Raw genomic sequence first — 16,256 nt, 5'->3', positions numbered from 1 at the left:
CGCACGGCACCCCGACGGCCGGGCCCGTTTCGTCCCGGCGCGGCGGGAAGGCCTCAGGCCCCCGCCGCCGGTGCGAGCTCCCCGGGCCGGTACTCCGGCAGGGTGTGGACGTGGACGCGGCCGGGCGGCAGGGCCTGGCGGGCGAGGGCGGCGAGGTGCTCGTGGTGGGTGAACACGATCACCTGGAAGCGGTCGGCCATGCCGTCCAGCACCCGCAGGGCGGCACGGGTGCGGGCGTCGTCGAAGGTCATGAAGATGTCGTCGACCGTGAACGGCAGGGCCCGGTCCTCTTGCGCGTAGCGTTCCAGGGAGGCCAGGCGCAGCGCCAGGTAGAGCTGGTCGGCGGTGGCCTCGCTGAGCTGGTGGACGCGCAGCAGCTCACCGCCGCTGCGGCGGGCCACGATGACCGGAGGGTCTTCGTCCGGGTCGAGTTCGACGCCGCTGAAACGGCCGCGGGTCAGCTCGCCGAACAGGTGCCCGGCCCGTTCCAGCACCGGGTCCTGCTGGGCGCTGCGGTAGGTTTCGGCGCACTCCAGCAGGATCGCGTGGGCGATCTCCAGCCGCAGGTACTCTTCGGCCTCCTCGACCAGGGCGGCGCCCAGCGTCTCGGCCTCGGCCGCGGCCTGGGCCGCCTCGGCGGAGCCGTCCAGCCGGTCCAGCTCGGCCTTGCTGCGGGTGAAGGTGTCCTGGAGCCGGGTGCGCAGGCTCTCCAGTTCCTCGATGCGTCCCGACAGCTCCTCCAGGTCGGCCCGGAGCCGGACGGGGTCGGTCTCCGCGGCCTCCGCCATGAGCTCCTCCAGGGAGTGGGGGCCGCAGACGATGGTCTCGGTGAGCTCCTTGAGCTTGCGCTCCTGCTCGGTGTGGCGGTCGCGGCGGCGGACGGCGGCGTCCAGTTCCTCCACCGAACAGGCCCCGGTGGCGCGCATCAGTTCTTCCAGCTCGGCCTGGAGCAGCGCCACGGCCTGGGCGGCCTGGTCGCGTTCTGCGCGGTGCTCCTCCCGGTCCCGCCGCAGCCGGTCGCGTTCTGCGGCGCGGTCCCGGTTGTCCTTGGCGTCCTGGTGGAGGGCGCGGACCAGCAGGCGGCGCTCGGCCGGGTCGGCGGGGACCTCCCTGCCGCACCGGTCGGCCAGGCGGGTCAGTTCTTCGTGGAAGCGCGCGACCTTCCGTTCGGCCTCCTGCGCCTCCCGGTCGATCCGGTCGGCGTCGGCCAGCGCCTCTTCGGCCCTGGCCAGCAGGTCCAGGTCGGCCAGCGCGCCGACGGGCTCGCGGCCGGCGGGCAGCCCGGCCTCGCCGAGCAGACGCTTCCAGCGTTCCCGCCACTCCTCCAGCCGCCGCTCGCAGTGGGCGCAGGCGGCCTCGGCCTCTTCCAGCTCGTGCTCTTCGGCGGCGACCTTCTCCTCGGCGGCGGCGCAGGCGGCGGCCGTCTCCTGCCACTCCTCCAGCCGCTGCCGGCCGAGCCGTTGCAGTTCCGGCAGCTCGGTCCAGGGGTCGTCGGAGCCGGCGGGATGGTCGAGCAGGTCCCGCAGCCGGGCCGCGTGGCGGGCGGCCCGGTCGGCGAGCGCCTCGAAGAGGGCTGCGGCGTCGTCCCCCTCCCGCTGCGTCTCCTGCAGCCGCCGCACCTCCTCCAAGGCGTCCGCGGCGGCCTCGGGCGGGGGGACGGGGCCGGCGTAGCCCTCCCACAGGCGCCGCCAGGCGGCCTCCAGCTCCGCTTCCCGGGAGGCCAGGGCGTCGTGGTCGGCCTGGAGGCGGGCCAGTCTCCGCTCGTCCCGTTCGATCGCCAGGCGCGTCTCGCGGAGCCGGTTGACCCGTTCGGCCTCCCGGAACATCCGGTCGGCGATCTCGTCGGCGTGGCGGACGGCCCGCAGGTACTCCGACTCGGTGCCGGGGAGGCCGTCCCAAAGCTCATCGCGCCGGGCGCGGGCCGCGGCCAGGTCCTCGGGGGTGGGCGGCGGGTCGTGGGCGCGCAGGCCCTCCAGTTCCAGCCGCTGTTCTTCCAGGCGTTCGGTCAGCTCGGCGATGCGGTCGGCGAGGTTGCGCCGGTCGTTTGCGATCCGGTCGGCCTCCTGCCGGTGGGCATCGACCTGCTCGCGGGAGGGGACGGCCACGGCCCCGTCCTCGGGCAGCCCCAGCCGCTCCCGGATCGCGGCCGCCCGGTTGCGGTGCCGGTTGACCTCTGCGGCGGTGGTGGTCAGGCGGTGGAGCAGGTCGTCGGGGACGGCGTCCAGGGCCGAGCGCAACGGCCGGTCGTCGGGGACGGGCGGCAGCCCGGCCAGGCGCCGCCGGGCCTGCTGCAGCTTGCGGTGCCGGTCGTCGCGGGCCTGCCGCCGCTCCCGCAGCTCCGCGTCGAGGGCCGTGCGCCTTTCGCCCAGTTCCCGGGCCTGCTCCCGGACGGCCTGGGGGATGCGGTAGCGCCGCTCGTCGGCGAGGGCGGCGTCCGGGTGCACCCGGGCCAGCAGGGCGGCGGCCTCCTCCCGCCGCTCGGCGGCCCTCCCGGCCAGGTGCTCCAGCCGTTCGGCGGCCTCCTGGGCGGCGCCCATGTCCTGCAAGAGGGCCTCGATGGCGTCGGCGTGCGCCGCCAGCGTCTCATCGACGTGCAGTTCCGCCAGCTGCCGGTCGATGTTCTCGATCCGGGTCCCGGCCTGTTCTTCGCTGCGGCGGGCCTGGCGCAGCTCCTCCATCAGGTGCGGGAAGCGTTCGGCCGCATCCGGCGGGGCCAGTGGGCCCTCGGCGCGGATCCGGTCGAGTTCTTCCAGCAAATGGCGGCGGCGATTCAGCTGGGGCAGGGCCTGGTCGAGCCGTTCCAGCCGCAGATGGTCGGCACGAAGATCCAGCAGTTCCTTCTTCAGCCGCTCCAGTTCCTGCCGGGCCCGTTCGACCTCCCGTTCCCGGGCGAGGTAGTCGTCGGGGCGCAGCGACGCCTTTCTTTTGCGGGCGTTGGTCTCCTTCAGCTCCCTGAGCTTGGTGTTGATGGCCGGTCTGGTGCCGCGCGGCTTGTACAGCTCCTCCATGCGGGCCTTGATGGCCTCCTGGACGCGGGTCAGGCGCAGCCCGGACCGGGAGGCGGCCAGCGCCTGGCTCAGCTCCCCTTTGCCGGCCACCAGGGCTTTGCCGCCTTCGCGCAACTCGGTGCTGCTGAGGGCGAACTCGGCGGTGAAGGTCTGCCGGTCGATCCCGCCGAGGACGGCCGAGAGCACGGACTGGTCGATCGGGTCGCCGTCCGGGGTGCGCAGCGGCGCCTTGCGGGATTTGACCCGGACGATCTCCAGCGTGCCGCCGTCGCGGCGGCCGATCAGCGCGCCCAGCCGCAGGTCCCGCTTGGCGTGCACGAAGTCATACGGGGTGCGCTCGTCGATGCCGTACAGCAGCTGGCCGAGCGCGTGCCGGGCGGTGGACTTGCCCGCCTCGTTGGGGCCGACCACCAGGTGCACCCCGGGCGCCGCCAGGTCCAGCGACAGCCCGGTGAAGGGCCCGAAGGCGGTCAGGTCGTAGCGCAGGATGCGCATCAGGTCTCCCGGGACTCGGCGACCATGGCGGCCAGCAGGTCCATGGCCTCCTCGGCGATGCGGGTCAGCCACTGCGGGTCGCCGGGGTCGATGCCGCCCCGCTCGGCGACGTCGGCGGGCAGTCCTTTGCGCAGCAGCTCGCTGCGGGCGACCAGGTCGTGCAGCCGGCCGTGGTCCAGGCGCAGCTCCCGCGCGGTGCGCTGCAGGTCGGCCAGCAGCCCGGCCGTCCCTTCGCCCGGGGTGTCCGGCGGCCGGGTCTCCACCCGCACTTTTTCCACCCAGAGCGCGCCCAGGTCGGTGGCGATGAGGCGGATCTGGTTGACCAGCCGTTCCCGTTCCCGGTTGAGCTCCAGATGGGCGGGGGTGCGGCCGGTGAGGCTGACGCGGACGGCGTGCAACCGCTCCGCCGGCAGGTCCCGCAGGCGCTTGGCCACCAGCGTGGCGGCCTCGTCCAGGTCCTCGGCGCCGGTGACGTCCACCCGCAGGTGCTCCCAGCGGGCCACGTCCAGGTCCCGGTGCTCCACCCCGGTCACCTGCAGGTCGTCGACCGTCACCAGGGTGCAGCCCTTGGGGCCGGTCTCGCGGGCGTGCCTGCCCTGGATGTTGCCGGGGAAGACGATCCAGGGGTCTTCGCAGACCACTTCACGGGTGTGGACGTGGCCCAGCGCCCAGTACTGGTAGCCCTTGGCCTGCAGCTCACCGACCTTGCACGGGGCGTATTCCTCGTGCCCTTCCCGTCCGGTCAGCGCGGTGTGCAGCAGGCCGACGTTGAACAGCCCGCTCAACGGGGCCGGATACCGCACCGCCAGGTTGTCTTTGACCTCGCGCCGGGCGAAGCCCTGCCCGTGCACGGCCAGGCCGAGCCGTTCGTCGCGGAAGGTCTGCGGCTGCGCGGTGTCGAAGACGCGGACGTTGCCGGGCAGCCGCAGCCGCCGGGTGATCGAGCTTTGCGCGTCGTGGTTGCCGGAGATCAAGTAGACGTCGATTCCGGCCTTGCCCAGCGCCGACATCTGCCGGGCGAAGAACAGCCCGGTCTGGTAATCCAGCCAGTCCCCGTCATAGATGTCGCCGGCCAGCAGCACCGCGTCCACATCCTCGGCGCGGGCCAGCTCGACCAGGTTCTCCAGTGCCCGCCGCGAAGCGGTGCGCAGCTCCTGCGCCGGCGCGCCCTCGTAAGAGGCCAGACCGCGCAGCGGGCTGTCGATGTGGAGGTCTGCGGCGTGCAGCAGTTTCACCGGCGGGTTCCTTCGCTCGGGGGAGCGGCTGCGACGGGTGTGACGGCCGGAGCCTGTGGACAGTTTGTGAGAGTAGAGGACTTCCGTGACGTCCACCGAGGATACGAGCCGGACGGCCGCAACAGGCCGGTCCACCGAGAACGCCGCCCATCACGCGCACGGCGGAGAGCGGTTCCCACCGCCTCGCCAAGCGACCGCATGGGCTGCCGGATGCCCGGTGACGCCCACAGGACACGGGCCACCCGTCCGACAGCGCCGGCTCGCGTCCGAACTGCGTAAGCTGCGTGAAGCCGCCGGGCTCACCGCTGAGGTGGCCGCCGGAAACCTGGGCCGGCCTCGCAGCAAACTCACCAAGATCGAAACTGCCCGGCAGATACCCACGGTTGCTGACGTTGAGGCGATCCTCGCCGCCTACGGCGGACGTAACAGCGCCCTCGGCCTGGCCCTGGTAGAGCTCGCACGCAACGTCCGCAAGCGCGGCTGGTGGGTCGCGTTCGGTGACGTGCTTGACGGCGGCTTCGCCGAGCTTGAGGACGCCGCCACAACCATCCGAATATGGCAACCGGAAACTGTGCCGGGACTTCTCCAAGCCCCTGCCTACACACGCGAGCTCATCACCGCTGAGATCGACGACCCCACTGAAATCGAACGAAGAGTGCAGGCGCGTGCAACGCGCCGCGCCCGGCTCGAACGCAGCGACGCGCCCATCCTCGACGTCATGCTCACCGAAGAGGTGCTGCGGAGGATGGTGGGTGGCCGGCCAGTGATGCGACAGCAGGTCACCGCGCTATTGCGTGACCTTGAACGGCCGAATGTGTCGATCCGGATCGTACCGCTCGAAGCCGGTGCTTTCCCTGATCAGGGCCGCGGTGGCCTGACCATGTTCCAAGTCTTTGAAGCCGGCCTCGACCTATCAGTCGCTTATTTCGAAGCAATGAATGGCGGCTGGTACGTCGAGGACGTCGCGAGTATACGAGAGTGCCGCAGACGTTTCGATCAGATTGCGCGTGTGGCACTATCCACGGAAGAGACGGCGAAGTTCCTCGCCCGCATCCGCAAGGAGCTGGAGTGACACACTTTTCACAACCACAGTGGCGCAAGAGCAGCCGATCGGCGGCGACCGGCAATGACTGCGTCGAACTCGCCGACCTCGGCACGGCCGTCGGCATCCGCGACAGCAAGAACCCCAACGGCCCCATCCTGCAGGTGAGCCGCCACGGCCTGGCCCGCATGCTCGAGGCCGCCCGCCGCAGCGCCTGACTCGATCGGCGGGCATCGACCCCTGGACGGCTCGTCCGGGGGTCCGCATATTCATGGGCCAGGAGACGATCAGACGGCCGCCGGGAGGTTCACTGAGGCGTTCCGCATGCGATGAAGGCGAAAGATCGGCACGCAACCGATCGTCCGGGGTTTCCGGGCGCTCGCTCATCTGCTCATACGTCTTCTCACCGCACCGCTTCAAGGGCCGGGGTCTCGGCAACGCCCGATGCCGCAGGTCTTCGGCAACGACTTCCTGATTCACGCCCGATCGCCCAGTGACGGTGCGGGCCGGCCGTCTCTCGAATCCGAGCAGCCCGGTTCAGCGGGCACAGAGGTGATTCAGCGTTGATCCACGGTTGGATTCTTCGTCCCGTCGATCAATGACCGCCTTGACCGTGCAGAAAAGGTTCGGCTTCGGCGGTCGGCGCCCACGGTGAACGCACCGTCTTCGGCGGTTTTGGGACACGCCGAACCCCAGGGCGGTTTCCAAGATCAGGGCTCTCGTCCTGCGCATCGTCCCGACCCGCCGTGCAGCTCGCCCGGTCTGCGTGCACGGCGCGTCGAGAAGAACCGGCACCTCTCGTCAGCGCAGGACCTGCGCGGCCGAGGGCACCGGTGCGGCAAAGAACCCTTCCGGCTCGCCGTCTTCGCAGGCGATGAGCAAGGCCGTCGCACAGCACACCTGCGGGGACGGCCACGGGAACCGCTTCCGGTGCTCCCTTCAGCGTCGCGCCGGTGCCGCCGCGACGGCACGGCCCGCAAAGCGCGGTGCCGAAGCCGCGTTCCGAAAAGATCTCACTGGCCCACCTGTGCCCGGCGTTCTCGCAGCTCAAAGCGGGCACCTCACAGCCGGGGACGGCACCGGCCCCAAGGTCCGCCCCGCTGAGCCCCACCCCTGCCTCCCGCAGCCGGGGCCCGAAAGGGGTCAGTTATCGTGACGTCCGAAAAGTCACCGATCGTGCGGGGCGTGACCGCAGGTGGGCGTCCCCGGGGGGAGGGGGCCGACTTGGCCGACAGTCCGCTGGCGGGCAGGGTCGTCATCGACCTGACCAGCGCGCTGGCCGGGCCGTATGCGACCCTCCTGCTGGCCGGGCTGGGGGCGCGGGTCATCAAGGTGGAGAACCCGCTGAACGGGGGCGATCAGGCGCGGGGGAACGCGCCGTATCTGAGCGAGGACGGGCTGACGCTGACGCGGCGCAGCCCGCGGGACATGTCGGTGTCCATGCTGGTGCGGGGGCGGGGCAAGCAGAGCGTGACGCTGAACCTCAAGCACCCCAGGGGGCGGGAGGTCTTCGGCGATCTGGTCCGGCGGGCCGATGTGGTGGTGGAGAACTTCAGCGCCGGGGTCGCCGACCGGCTCGGCATCGGCTACGACTTCGCCGCGCGGCTCAACCCGAAGATCGTCTACACCTCGATCAGCGGGTTCGGGGCGCAGGGCGGTCCGGGCTCCGGCAAGGCGATGGACACCATCGTGCAGGCGCTCAGCGGGCTGATGGCCACCTCCGGGGACCCGGGCGGGCCGCCGGTGCGGTCGGGGCTGCCGCTGGCCGACCTGACCGCCCCGCTTTTTGCGGTGGTCGGCACGCTCGCGGCGTTGATGCAGGCCGAGCGGACCGGACGCGGCCAGCATGTGGACGTGTCCATGCTGGGGGCGCTGACCTCGCTGGTGGCCTGCGAGCCGTTCGACGCCCTGGAGGCGGTCGGGCTGCCGGCGCGCACCGGGCCGGTGATGCCCCGGCTCGCCCCATTCGGGATCTTCCCGGCCGCCGACGGGTGGTTCGCGGTGTGCGCGCCGACCGACGGGTTCGCCCACGGCCTGCTGAAGGCGATGGGACGAGAGGACCTGATCGAGGAGTTCCGCACCCGGGACCGGCGGGTGGAGCGCGCCGACCGGCTGCACGAGCTGGTCGCCGAGTGGTCGTCGGCGCGTCCGCTGCGGGAGATCCTCGACCTGCTCACCGAGCACGGGGTGCCGGCGGCGCCGGTGCGCGACCCGGCGACGGCCGTGCGCGACCCGCTCGTCCTGGAACGGGAAGAGGTCGTGCCGCTGTCGCACCCCCGCTACGAGCACGCCGGGGAGCTGTACGGGACCGGTGTGCCGATCCGGTTCTCGGCGGCGCGGGCGCGGCTGGAGACCCCGGCGCCGGACCTGGGCGAGCACAACGCCGAGGTCTACGGCGGGTTGCTGGGCTACTCCGAAGAGCACATCCGCGAACTCGCCGAGGACGGCGTCATCTGAGCCCGGACCCGCCGGGCGCCGGGAACCGGCTCCCGGAGCCGGGCCGGTTCCGGCACGGGCTTTCATGATTCTTTCAGGAAGGGCTCAGGGAGCTCCCAGGATCACCGCCGACCGTGGTCGCCATGAGTCAGGCGACCACGCGGATGCCTCCGTCCCCGGCCGGGCACGCCGGGTGCCGGTTCCTGGTCGAGGTGGTCATCCCGGTCCACAACGAAGAGCACGTGCTGGCCGCCAGCGTGCGCCGGCTGCACGGCTACCTGACGGCGACCTTCCCCTACCGTTTCCGGATCACCATCGCCGACAACGCCAGCACCGACCGCACCTGGCGGGTCGCCAGGGCGCTGTGCGCGGAACTGCCGCACGTGACGGCGGTGCGCCTGGACCGGAAAGGGCGGGGACGGGCGCTGCGGCACGTGTGGAGCCGCAGCGACGCCGACGTCGTCGCCTACATGGACGTGGACCTGTCCACCGACCTGGACGCGTTCCTGCCGCTGGTGGCGCCGCTGATCTCCGGGCATTCGGACCTGGCGATCGGCAGCCGGCTGACCCGGGGGGCGGCGGTGGCCCGCGGCGTGAAGCGGGAGGTGATCTCCCGCTGTTACAACCTGCTGCTGCGCACCGCGCTGGCGGCGCGCTTCTCCGACGCCCAGTGCGGCTTCAAGGCGGTGCGGACCGAGATCGCCTGGGCGTTGCTGCCCGAGGTGGAGGACGAGGCGTGGTTCTTCGACACCGAACTGCTGCTGCTGGCCGAGCGCAACGGGCTGCGGATCCATGAGGTGCCGGTGGACTGGGTGGACGACCCCGACAGCCGGGTGGAGGTGTGGCGGACCGCCCTGGACGACCTGCGCGGCATGGCCCGGGTGGCGCGGCGGATGCTGACCGGCGGGTTCGCCGCCCCGGTGCCCGGCCGCGCCCGCAGCGGCCCGCCGCCGGGCATGGCCCGCCAGCTGCCGCGGTTCGCCCTGGTCGGCGGGGTGAGCACGGTCGTCCAGCTGGTGTTGTTCCTGCTGCTGCGCACGGTGATGGGGCCGCTGGCCGCCAACGCGGTCTCGCTGGTGGTGGCCACGGTGGGCAACACCGCCGCCAACCGGCGCTTCACCTTCGGGGTGCGCGGCCGGCAGGGGATGGCCCGCCACCACCTGGAGGGTTTCGCGGTGTTCCTGCTGGGGCTGGGGCTCAGCAGCGGCGGGCTGGCCCTGGTGCACGCGCTGGTGCCGGACGCCTCGCGCGCCCTGGAGGCGGCCGCGCTCATCGCCGCCAACAGCACGGCGACCGTGCTGCGTTTCGTGGCCATGCGGGCCTGGGTGTTCCACCCGCGGCGGCTGCGCGGCCCCGCCCGGTCCGGGACGAGCACCCCCGTCGATGCGGCGTCGATCGATGCGCAGGAGCAGACGCCGTGAGCGCGGCCACGATCCCCGCCCAGGCCGCCGGTGCGGCGAGGCGGCTGCTGTGGGGCGGACCCGAGGACCCGCGCTGGGTCCGGCCCGCCCTGTACGGGGTGCTGGTGCTGTCGCTGGCGCTGCACGTGTGGAAGCTGCCGGACAACGGCTACGCCAACGAGTACTACGCCGCGGCGGTGCAGGCGGGGACGCAGGACTGGAAGGCGTTCTTCTTCGGGTCGCTGGATGCGGGCTCGTTCATCACGGTGGACAAGCCGCCGATGGCGCTGTGGCTGATGGCGCTGTCGGGGCGGGTGCTCGGGTTCGGGACGTGGAGCATGCTGCTGCCGCAGGCCCTGGCGGGCACGGCGGCGGTGGGCGTGGTGCATGCGACGGCGCGCCGGGCGTTCGGGCCGGTGGCCGGGCTGCTGAGCGCGCTGGTGCTGGCGCTGACCCCCATCACGGTGGCGATCAACCGGGACAACAACCCCGACACGCTGCTGGTGCTGTGGATGGTGCTGGCCGGGTGGGCGACGCTGCGGGCGGTCCAGGCGCGCAGCGGGCGGGCCGGGCTGGGGTGGCTGTCGGCGGCGGCGTTCTTCGTCGGCTGCGGCTTCAACACCAAGATGCTGCAGGCGTGGGTGGTGGTGCCGGCGCTGGCGCTGGTGTACCTGGTGGCGGCCCGGCCGTCGTGGCCGCGGCGGGTGGCGCACCTGCTGGCGGCCGGGGCGGTGCTGGTGGCCTCCAGCCTGTGGTGGGTGCTGCTGGTCGATGCGATCCCCGAAGACCGCCGCCCCTACATCGGCGGCAGCACCGACAACACGGCCTGGGACCTGGTGATCGGCTACAACGGGCTGGGCCGCATCTTCGGCGGGGACGGGCCGGGCGGGTTCGGCCGCGGGGGCGGCGCCAACTTCGGCGGCGAGCCGGGCGGCGGCCGGATGTTCAACGACATCTTGGGCGGGCAGATCTCCTGGCTGCTTCCGCCGGCGGGGCTGCTGCTGGCGGCCGCGCTGGTGTGGTTGTGGCGGCGGCCCCGCACCGATGTGCGGCGGGCGGGGGTGCTGCTGTTCGGCGGCTGGGCGGCGGTGCACTTTGTGGTGTTCAGCTACTCCGCCGGTGGTTTCCACCCGTACTACACCACGGCGATGGCGCCGGGAATCGCCGGACTGGTCGGCGGCGGCGTGGTGCTCATGGCGGAGGCGCAGCGGCGGTCGGCGGCCTGGGCGTGGGTGCTGCCGGCGGGGGTCGCGGTGACCGGGGCGTGGTCGTTTCAGCTGCTGGAGCGCACCCCGCAGTGGCTTCCCTGGCTGCGCTGGGCGGTGGCCGCCGCGACGGTGGCCGCGGTGGCGGCGCTGGTGGCGCTGCGGCGGGGGACGCGGGGCGCCGCCGTGGTCGCGACGGCAGCGGGCCTGGTCGCCGGGCTGGCCGGTCCGGCGGCGTACGCGGTGGACGCGGCCGGCTCGCCGGTCAACGGCACCAATCCGCTGGCCGGTCCGGCGACGGGTTTCGGCGGCATGGGCCGTGGCCCGGGCGGTCCTCCGCCGAGTGTGCCGCGCGGCGGCCGGGGACCTGGGGGCGGCATGTTCGGCGGGCAGCCTCCCGGCGGAGGTTTCGGCGGGCGCATGTTCGGCGGGCCGGGCGGCGGCCGGGTCAGCGACGCGATGGCGGCCTACCTGGTGCAGAACCGGGGGAAGGCGACCTGGCTGGTGGCCGTGGGCAGCGCCCAGCAGGCCTCGTCCCTGATGCTGCGCACCGGGGCGCCGGTGATCGCGATGGGCGGGTTCACCGGGAGCGACCCGGCGATGACCGTCGCCAAGCTGCAGCGGTACGTCAAGGAAGGCAGGCTGCGCTTCATCCTCCTCGGCGGGCGCGGAGGCGGCGCCGAGGTGGCGGAGTGGGTGCGGCAGCACGCCACCCCGGTGGACGCCGGTGAGTACGGCGACCCCTTCGGCGGCTCGGGGCAGTTGTACCGGCTCGCCTGACGAACAAACACGCGCAACGACAAGGTCGGCGAACCGATGACGACGATCGACTCACCGTCCCGCCCGGTGCGGCGGCCGCTGCTGGGACGTCCTGAAGATCCGCGCTGGGCCGGGCCGGGGCTGCTGGTGCTGCTGGCGGCCACCGCCGTGCTCTACCTGTGGGGGCTGGGCGCATCGGGCTGGGCCAACGCCTATTACTCGGCGGCGGCGCAGGCCGGTTCGGTCAGCTGGAAGGCGTTCTTCTTCGGCGCCTCGGACGCGGCCGGGGCGATCACCGTGGACAAGACGCCGGGGGCGCTGTGGCCGATGGCGCTGTCGGCCCGGGTGTTCGGGGTGAACTCCTGGAGCATCCTGGTGCCGCAGGCGCTGATGGGGGTGGCCGCCGTCGGGGTGCTGCACGCGGCGGTGCGGCGGTCGCTGGCGGCGGAGGCCGGGCCGCAGGTGGCGGCGGCCTGCGGGCTGCTGGCGGGGCTGGTGCCGGCGACGACGCCGGTGGCGGCGCTGATGTTCCGGTTCAACAACCCCGATGCGCTGCTGGTGCTGCTGCTGACGCTCGGCGCGTACGCGATGGTGCGTTCCCTGGAGCCCGGGGGCCTGCGGTGGCTGCTGGTGGCGGGCGGCTGCGTGGGGCTGGGCTTTTTGGCCAAGATGCTGCAGGCGTTCCTGGTCGTCCCGGCCTTCGCCCTGGTGTACCTGGTGGCGGCGCCGGCGACGGTGCGGCGGCGGATCGGGCACCTGCTGGCGGCGGGCGCGGTGATGGCGGTCGCGGCGGGCTGGTGGGTCGCGATCGTCACGCTGATCCCGGCCGACTCGCGCCCCTATATCGGCGGTTCGCAGCACAACAGCGTGCTGGAGCTGACGCTGGGCTACAACGGGCTGGGCCGGCTGAACGGCGATGAGGTCGGCGGGCTGGGCAACACCGACCAGGACGCCGGCTGGGGCCGGATGTTCGGCCCGGTGATCGGCGGCCAGGTCTCCTGGCTGCTGCCGGCGGCGCTGATCCTGCCTGCGGCGGGGCTGTGGGCGACCCGCCGCAGGGCGCGGACCGACGCGGTGCGGGCGGCGCTGCTGCTGTGGGGCGGGTGGCTGGCCGTGCACGTGCTGGTCTTCAGCCACATGCGGGGGATCTTCCACGAGTACTACACGGTGGCGCTGGCCCCGGCGATCGGCGCGCTGGTGGGCCTTGGCACCGGGGTGCTGTGGCGGCGGCCCGCCGGGACGGCGGTACTGGCCGGCACGGTCGCGGTGACGGCCCTGTGGTCGTATGCGCTGCTGGAGCGGACACCGGATTTCGTGCCGTGGCTGCGGTGGGCGATCGTGGCGGCCGGGGTCGCGGCGGTGGCGCTGATGGCGCCGGGCCGCTCGGCGCCGCGGCTGCTGGGCGGCGGGGCGGCACTGGCCGTCCTGGCGTCGCTGGCGGGACCGGCGGCGTACGCGGTGGAGACGGCCTCCACCCCGCACCAGGGGGCGATCCCCATCGCAGGCCCGCAGGTGTCACGAGGCCCGGGCTTCCCCGGCGACCGGTTCCGGCGCCCGCCGTCCCTCCCCGACGGCATCCGGCCACCGCAAGCGCGCCGCCCGGCTCCAAACAGCGCCCCCGGCGGATTCGGCCCGGGCAACGGTTCGAGCAGCTCCGGCTCAGCCGGTCGAACCGGTGGCTCCGGTCCGGACGCTGGTCTCGGCGGCCCCGGTTCGAGCAGCCGTTCCGACAGGTCCGGTTCAGACAACGACTCCGGCAATTCCGGTTCGGATGGCCGATCCGATGGGCTCAGCCCGGGTGACGGCTCGGGCGGATGGCCCGGCGGATTCGGCCCGGGCGGCGGGTTCGGCTGGTTCGGGCCGGGCCGGCGGCCCGGCGGGTTCGGTCCACGTTTCGGTGGGTTCGGTCCCGGCGGCGGTATGGGCGGGGCCGGGGGTCTGCTGAACGCGTCCACGCCCAGTGCCGAGCTGACCGCCCTGCTCAAGGCCGATGCCTCCGCCTACACATGGGTGGCGGCGGCGGTGGGGTCCAACCGGGCGGCGGGCTACCAGCTGGCCACCGGGAAACCGGTGATGGCGGTCGGTGGTTTCAACGGCACCGATCCGGCGCCGACGTTGGAACAGTTCCAGCGGTACGTGCGCGAGAAGAAGATCCACTATTTCATCGGCGGCGGCATGCCGGGCCGGGCGGGCAGCGGCAGCGACGCCGCCCAGCGGATCGCCGAGTGGGTGCAGGAGAACTTCACCGCCCAGGTGATCGACGGAGTAACGCTCTACGATCTGACCGCCGCGCGATGATCGGCCGGCCCCGGTGGTCAGGCGGGTGCGCGGCGGACGGCCTGGGACTTTCTGGCCGGGGACGCCGGCAGGCCGTCGGAAGTGACGATGAGGGCGACCAGGAAGTCGATCAAGTGCTCGCGATCCACGGCCAGTTCGCCGCGCAGCCAGGTGGAGACCAGTTCCATCGCCCCGCCGACCAGGGTGAGGACGGTCATCTCCACGTCAGTGTCTGACAGCGGCATGTCCTCGGCCAGCTCGTGGGCCTGGGCGGTGAAGATACCGGCCAGGCGGCGGATCAGCGCGTTGCGGCGTCCCCGCAACGCCGGTTCGACCTGGATTTCGTGGGTCAGCAGCCGGGCGTGGCGGGGGTCGGCGATCAGGAAGCCGGGGCCGGCGTTCGCCACGGCGCGCACCCGCAGCGGCAGGTCGCGGGGGGCTGAGCGGACCGCGGCCAAGATGGCTTCTTCGCCCCGCCGGGCCACCTCGTCGAACACCGCCACCAGCAGGGCGTCCAGGTCGGGGAAGTTTTCATAGAAGTAGCGGTCGTTGAGGACGGCCAGTGTGCAGACGCCGCGCACAGTGGTGCCGGCACATCCTCGGGTGCCGAACAGTTCCAGCCCCGCCTCCAGCAGCGCGGCCCGGCGGCGGGCGCGTCGTCCTCCGCTGAGGCCCCGCGGCAGGGGCGCGCAGGTGACGTCACGCACCCGGTTCTTCCTGATCATCGGCATGCTGCCGCCGGCCGCCCGCGAAAAACTCGGTATCTCCTGGAGCGACACCGACGAGCGCCGGCTGCGGCTGCTGGGCCGCGGCCAAAGCGCCCTGCCCGAACGGCTGCGCTACATGCCGATCGCCTACCGCGCCCGTGTCGCCGCCCGTGCCGCCCAGCGCCTGGAGAAGGCCCTGGCCGAACGCCCGATGTGACATCCCGCCCGCCGCATGCGGCCACCGCCGGTCGCGCAGACCTGCTCCTTTGCCGACCAGTGGCCCTGTGCCCCGTGCTGACCCACCGCGCCCCCAGATCGGGGCGGGGCGCAGGGTTTGCCTGGGACAGTGCACGCTGCGCACCGCCTGCGTCCGCTGCGGTCCCTCTCAGCGCACCGCTCGCCGGACGCCCCGGCACCCGGCCACCACCGGGCATGTGTCGGTAAGCCGCAGATGCCGAGGTCCCCGTGGGCTCCGCTGCATCCGGGAGGTGCGGCGGGCCTGGTAGGCGGAAGGGGCGTAGCGGAGGCGTTCGGGCAGGTGGGGAAGGACGCGGGTAAAGAGCGTTCCAACAGCGCGCAGCCGGTGTTCGTCGTCTGCCGTCCAGGTCAGGCCGAGCTTGGTGCGGGCCGCCTGCGGAAGGGTGCCGACGGTGACCAGGTGGGTGAACCAGCCGCCCCTCAGGCCGAACGGGACGAGCAGCGGGCGCAGCGTCACCGGGACAGTCGAGGAGAAGCCGCCCAGCCGGTCCAGCACCCGATGCGCCACCGGGTGCGGTACCAGGGTGTGGGTCAGCATGTCCTCGAAGTAGGCCCAGTAGTCGGCCATCGTGGACGGCAGCATCCGCGCCGGCACTCCCCGAAGCCGTCCCAGCAGGAGGAACTCCTCGAAGATCCGCTGCTCCCGGTCCAAAGTCATCGGTTCGGCGGAAAAGTACCGCGCCGCGGTGACCGTGACGTAGAAGGTCGCAAGGTGCGCCCAGGCCAAAGGACCGGCGGGCAGGAGATGACGCGTCCCCTGCTCCCCGTACACCCAGGGCCGTATGGAGACGAAGTCGTGCACGGCCCGGCTCAGCCGGCGGGTGTCCAGGTCGGTCAGCCGCTCGGCGGCGGCGCCGATGGCCGGGTGCATGGCCTGCAGCACGAACGCGCTGATGTCGGTGATCGCCGCCAGGCGCAGGCCGCTGTAGTCCCACAGGAACGAGCCTGGCCCGAGCGGGGCCGGGGGCACGGGCTCTTCCGGCGCCGTCATGGCCTGTGCTCCGCCCGGCGCGCCGGCGGCTCCGGCGGTCCCGGGTCGGCGCCGTTGAGGATCCGGGCGCCGGTGGCAAGGTCCTGGTCCGACAGCGGCAGCAAGATTCTGGCCAGCGAGGGGCCGGCCGTCTCAGATGACGGCTCGCCCCAAGGCCGCGGGACGAAAGGTTCGTGGAGCACCGTGGTCTCCCTGCGACGGGTGGTGCGGCATCGGTCGTGCCCGCCGGAGGGGAGTACCCGGGCACGACCGATGCCGGTCGGGGGCGGGTCACTGGTCGAGGGCGCCTGCCTTGCGGCCAGGTGAACTTTTCTCAACACGCCGTTCCCCTGCGTCGAGACGGGGTCCGGCAAGGGCCGGCAGTCGGGTGCCGCCGAGGTTCCCGCTGCCGACACCCCAGGCCTTGCGTTGAAAAACGTTCAGTGCCCGGTGTCCGTGGACGG

At 72.9% G+C, this 16,256-nt stretch carries 12 protein-coding genes; 7 read left to right on the top strand and 5 right to left on the bottom strand.

Annotated features, from left to right (window positions below; all coding sequences use genetic code 11):
• Positions 1–53 precede the first annotated feature (53 nt).
• A complete protein-coding gene (locus tag TCUR_RS02160) occupies positions 54–3,503 on the bottom strand; it encodes a YhaN family protein (protein ID WP_012850826.1) in 3,450 nt (1,149 codons plus the stop codon).
• The gene (locus TCUR_RS02155) at positions 3,503–4,738 is read right to left on the bottom strand and encodes a metallophosphoesterase family protein (protein WP_012850825.1); all 1,236 of its coding nucleotides are present in this window, start codon (positions 4,736–4,738) and stop codon (positions 3,503–3,505) included. Before TCUR_RS02155 ends, TCUR_RS02160 begins: the two co-directional genes overlap by 1 nt.
• An 85-nt stretch (positions 4,739–4,823) precedes the next feature.
• On the opposite strand from TCUR_RS02155, the gene TCUR_RS02150 reads away from it, so the two are divergent.
• The 6 genes from TCUR_RS02150 to TCUR_RS02125 all read left to right on the top strand — a co-directional run bounded on the left by TCUR_RS02150 (position 4,824) and on the right by TCUR_RS02125 (position 13,878).
• Positions 4,824–5,810: a helix-turn-helix domain-containing protein gene (locus TCUR_RS02150; RefSeq protein ID WP_245536956.1), complete on the top strand. Its 987-nt coding sequence runs from the start codon at positions 4,824–4,826 to the stop codon at positions 5,808–5,810.
• The gene (locus TCUR_RS02145; protein WP_012850823.1) at positions 5,807–5,998 is read left to right on the top strand and encodes a DUF397 domain-containing protein; all 192 of its coding nucleotides are present in this window, start codon (positions 5,807–5,809) and stop codon (positions 5,996–5,998) included. Before TCUR_RS02150 ends, TCUR_RS02145 begins: the two co-directional genes overlap by 4 nt.
• Positions 5,999–7,004: 1,006 nt before the next feature.
• A complete protein-coding gene (locus TCUR_RS02140; protein WP_012850822.1) occupies positions 7,005–8,237 on the top strand; it encodes a CaiB/BaiF CoA transferase family protein in 1,233 nt (410 codons plus the stop codon).
• Between the two features lie 122 nt (positions 8,238–8,359).
• Positions 8,360–9,637 (top strand): bifunctional glycosyltransferase family 2/GtrA family protein, encoded by a 1,278-nt coding sequence (locus tag TCUR_RS02135; protein WP_012850821.1) that lies wholly within the window; start codon positions 8,360–8,362, stop codon positions 9,635–9,637.
• Positions 9,634–11,601, top strand: coding sequence for an ArnT family glycosyltransferase (locus TCUR_RS28225; protein ID WP_012850820.1), 1,968 nt, complete (start codon positions 9,634–9,636; stop codon positions 11,599–11,601). Before TCUR_RS02135 ends, TCUR_RS28225 begins: the two co-directional genes overlap by 4 nt.
• A 36-nt stretch (positions 11,602–11,637) precedes the next feature.
• Positions 11,638–13,878, top strand: a complete 2,241-nt coding sequence (locus tag TCUR_RS02125; protein WP_012850819.1) for an ArnT family glycosyltransferase — start codon at positions 11,638–11,640, stop codon at positions 13,876–13,878.
• A 17-nt stretch (positions 13,879–13,895) separates the two neighbouring features.
• Here TCUR_RS02125 and TCUR_RS02120 read toward each other — a convergent pair whose 3' ends face one another.
• Positions 13,896–14,564 (bottom strand): TetR/AcrR family transcriptional regulator, encoded by a 669-nt coding sequence (locus TCUR_RS02120; RefSeq protein ID WP_169312979.1) that lies wholly within the window; start codon positions 14,562–14,564, stop codon positions 13,896–13,898.
• Here TCUR_RS02120 and TCUR_RS02115 point away from each other — a divergent pair.
• Complete coding sequence (locus TCUR_RS02115; RefSeq protein WP_148232896.1) at positions 14,551–14,781, top strand: oxygenase MpaB family protein; 231 nt, start codon at positions 14,551–14,553, stop codon at positions 14,779–14,781. The two genes, TCUR_RS02120 and TCUR_RS02115, sit on opposite strands and share 14 nt — an antisense overlap.
• 168 nt (positions 14,782–14,949) lie before the next feature.
• Here the strand turns inward: TCUR_RS02115 and TCUR_RS02110 are convergent, their stop codons facing one another.
• Together TCUR_RS02110 and TCUR_RS26190 are read right to left on the bottom strand one after the other, a co-directional pair.
• Entirely contained in the window at positions 14,950–15,813 is an 864-nt protein-coding gene (locus tag TCUR_RS02110) for an oxygenase MpaB family protein (RefSeq protein WP_012850816.1), read from the bottom strand.
• Positions 15,810–15,995, bottom strand: coding sequence for a hypothetical protein (locus TCUR_RS26190; protein ID WP_012850815.1), 186 nt, complete (start codon positions 15,993–15,995; stop codon positions 15,810–15,812). Before TCUR_RS26190 ends, TCUR_RS02110 begins: the two co-directional genes overlap by 4 nt.
• Between the last annotated feature and the right edge of the window lie 261 nt (positions 15,996–16,256).

Origin of the sequence: Thermomonospora curvata DSM 43183 (assembly GCF_000024385.1) — a bacterium.
GTDB classification, from domain to species: Bacteria; Actinomycetota; Actinomycetes; order Streptosporangiales; family Streptosporangiaceae; genus Thermomonospora; species Thermomonospora curvata.
This window is presented reverse-complemented; position numbering and strand designations above follow the sequence as displayed.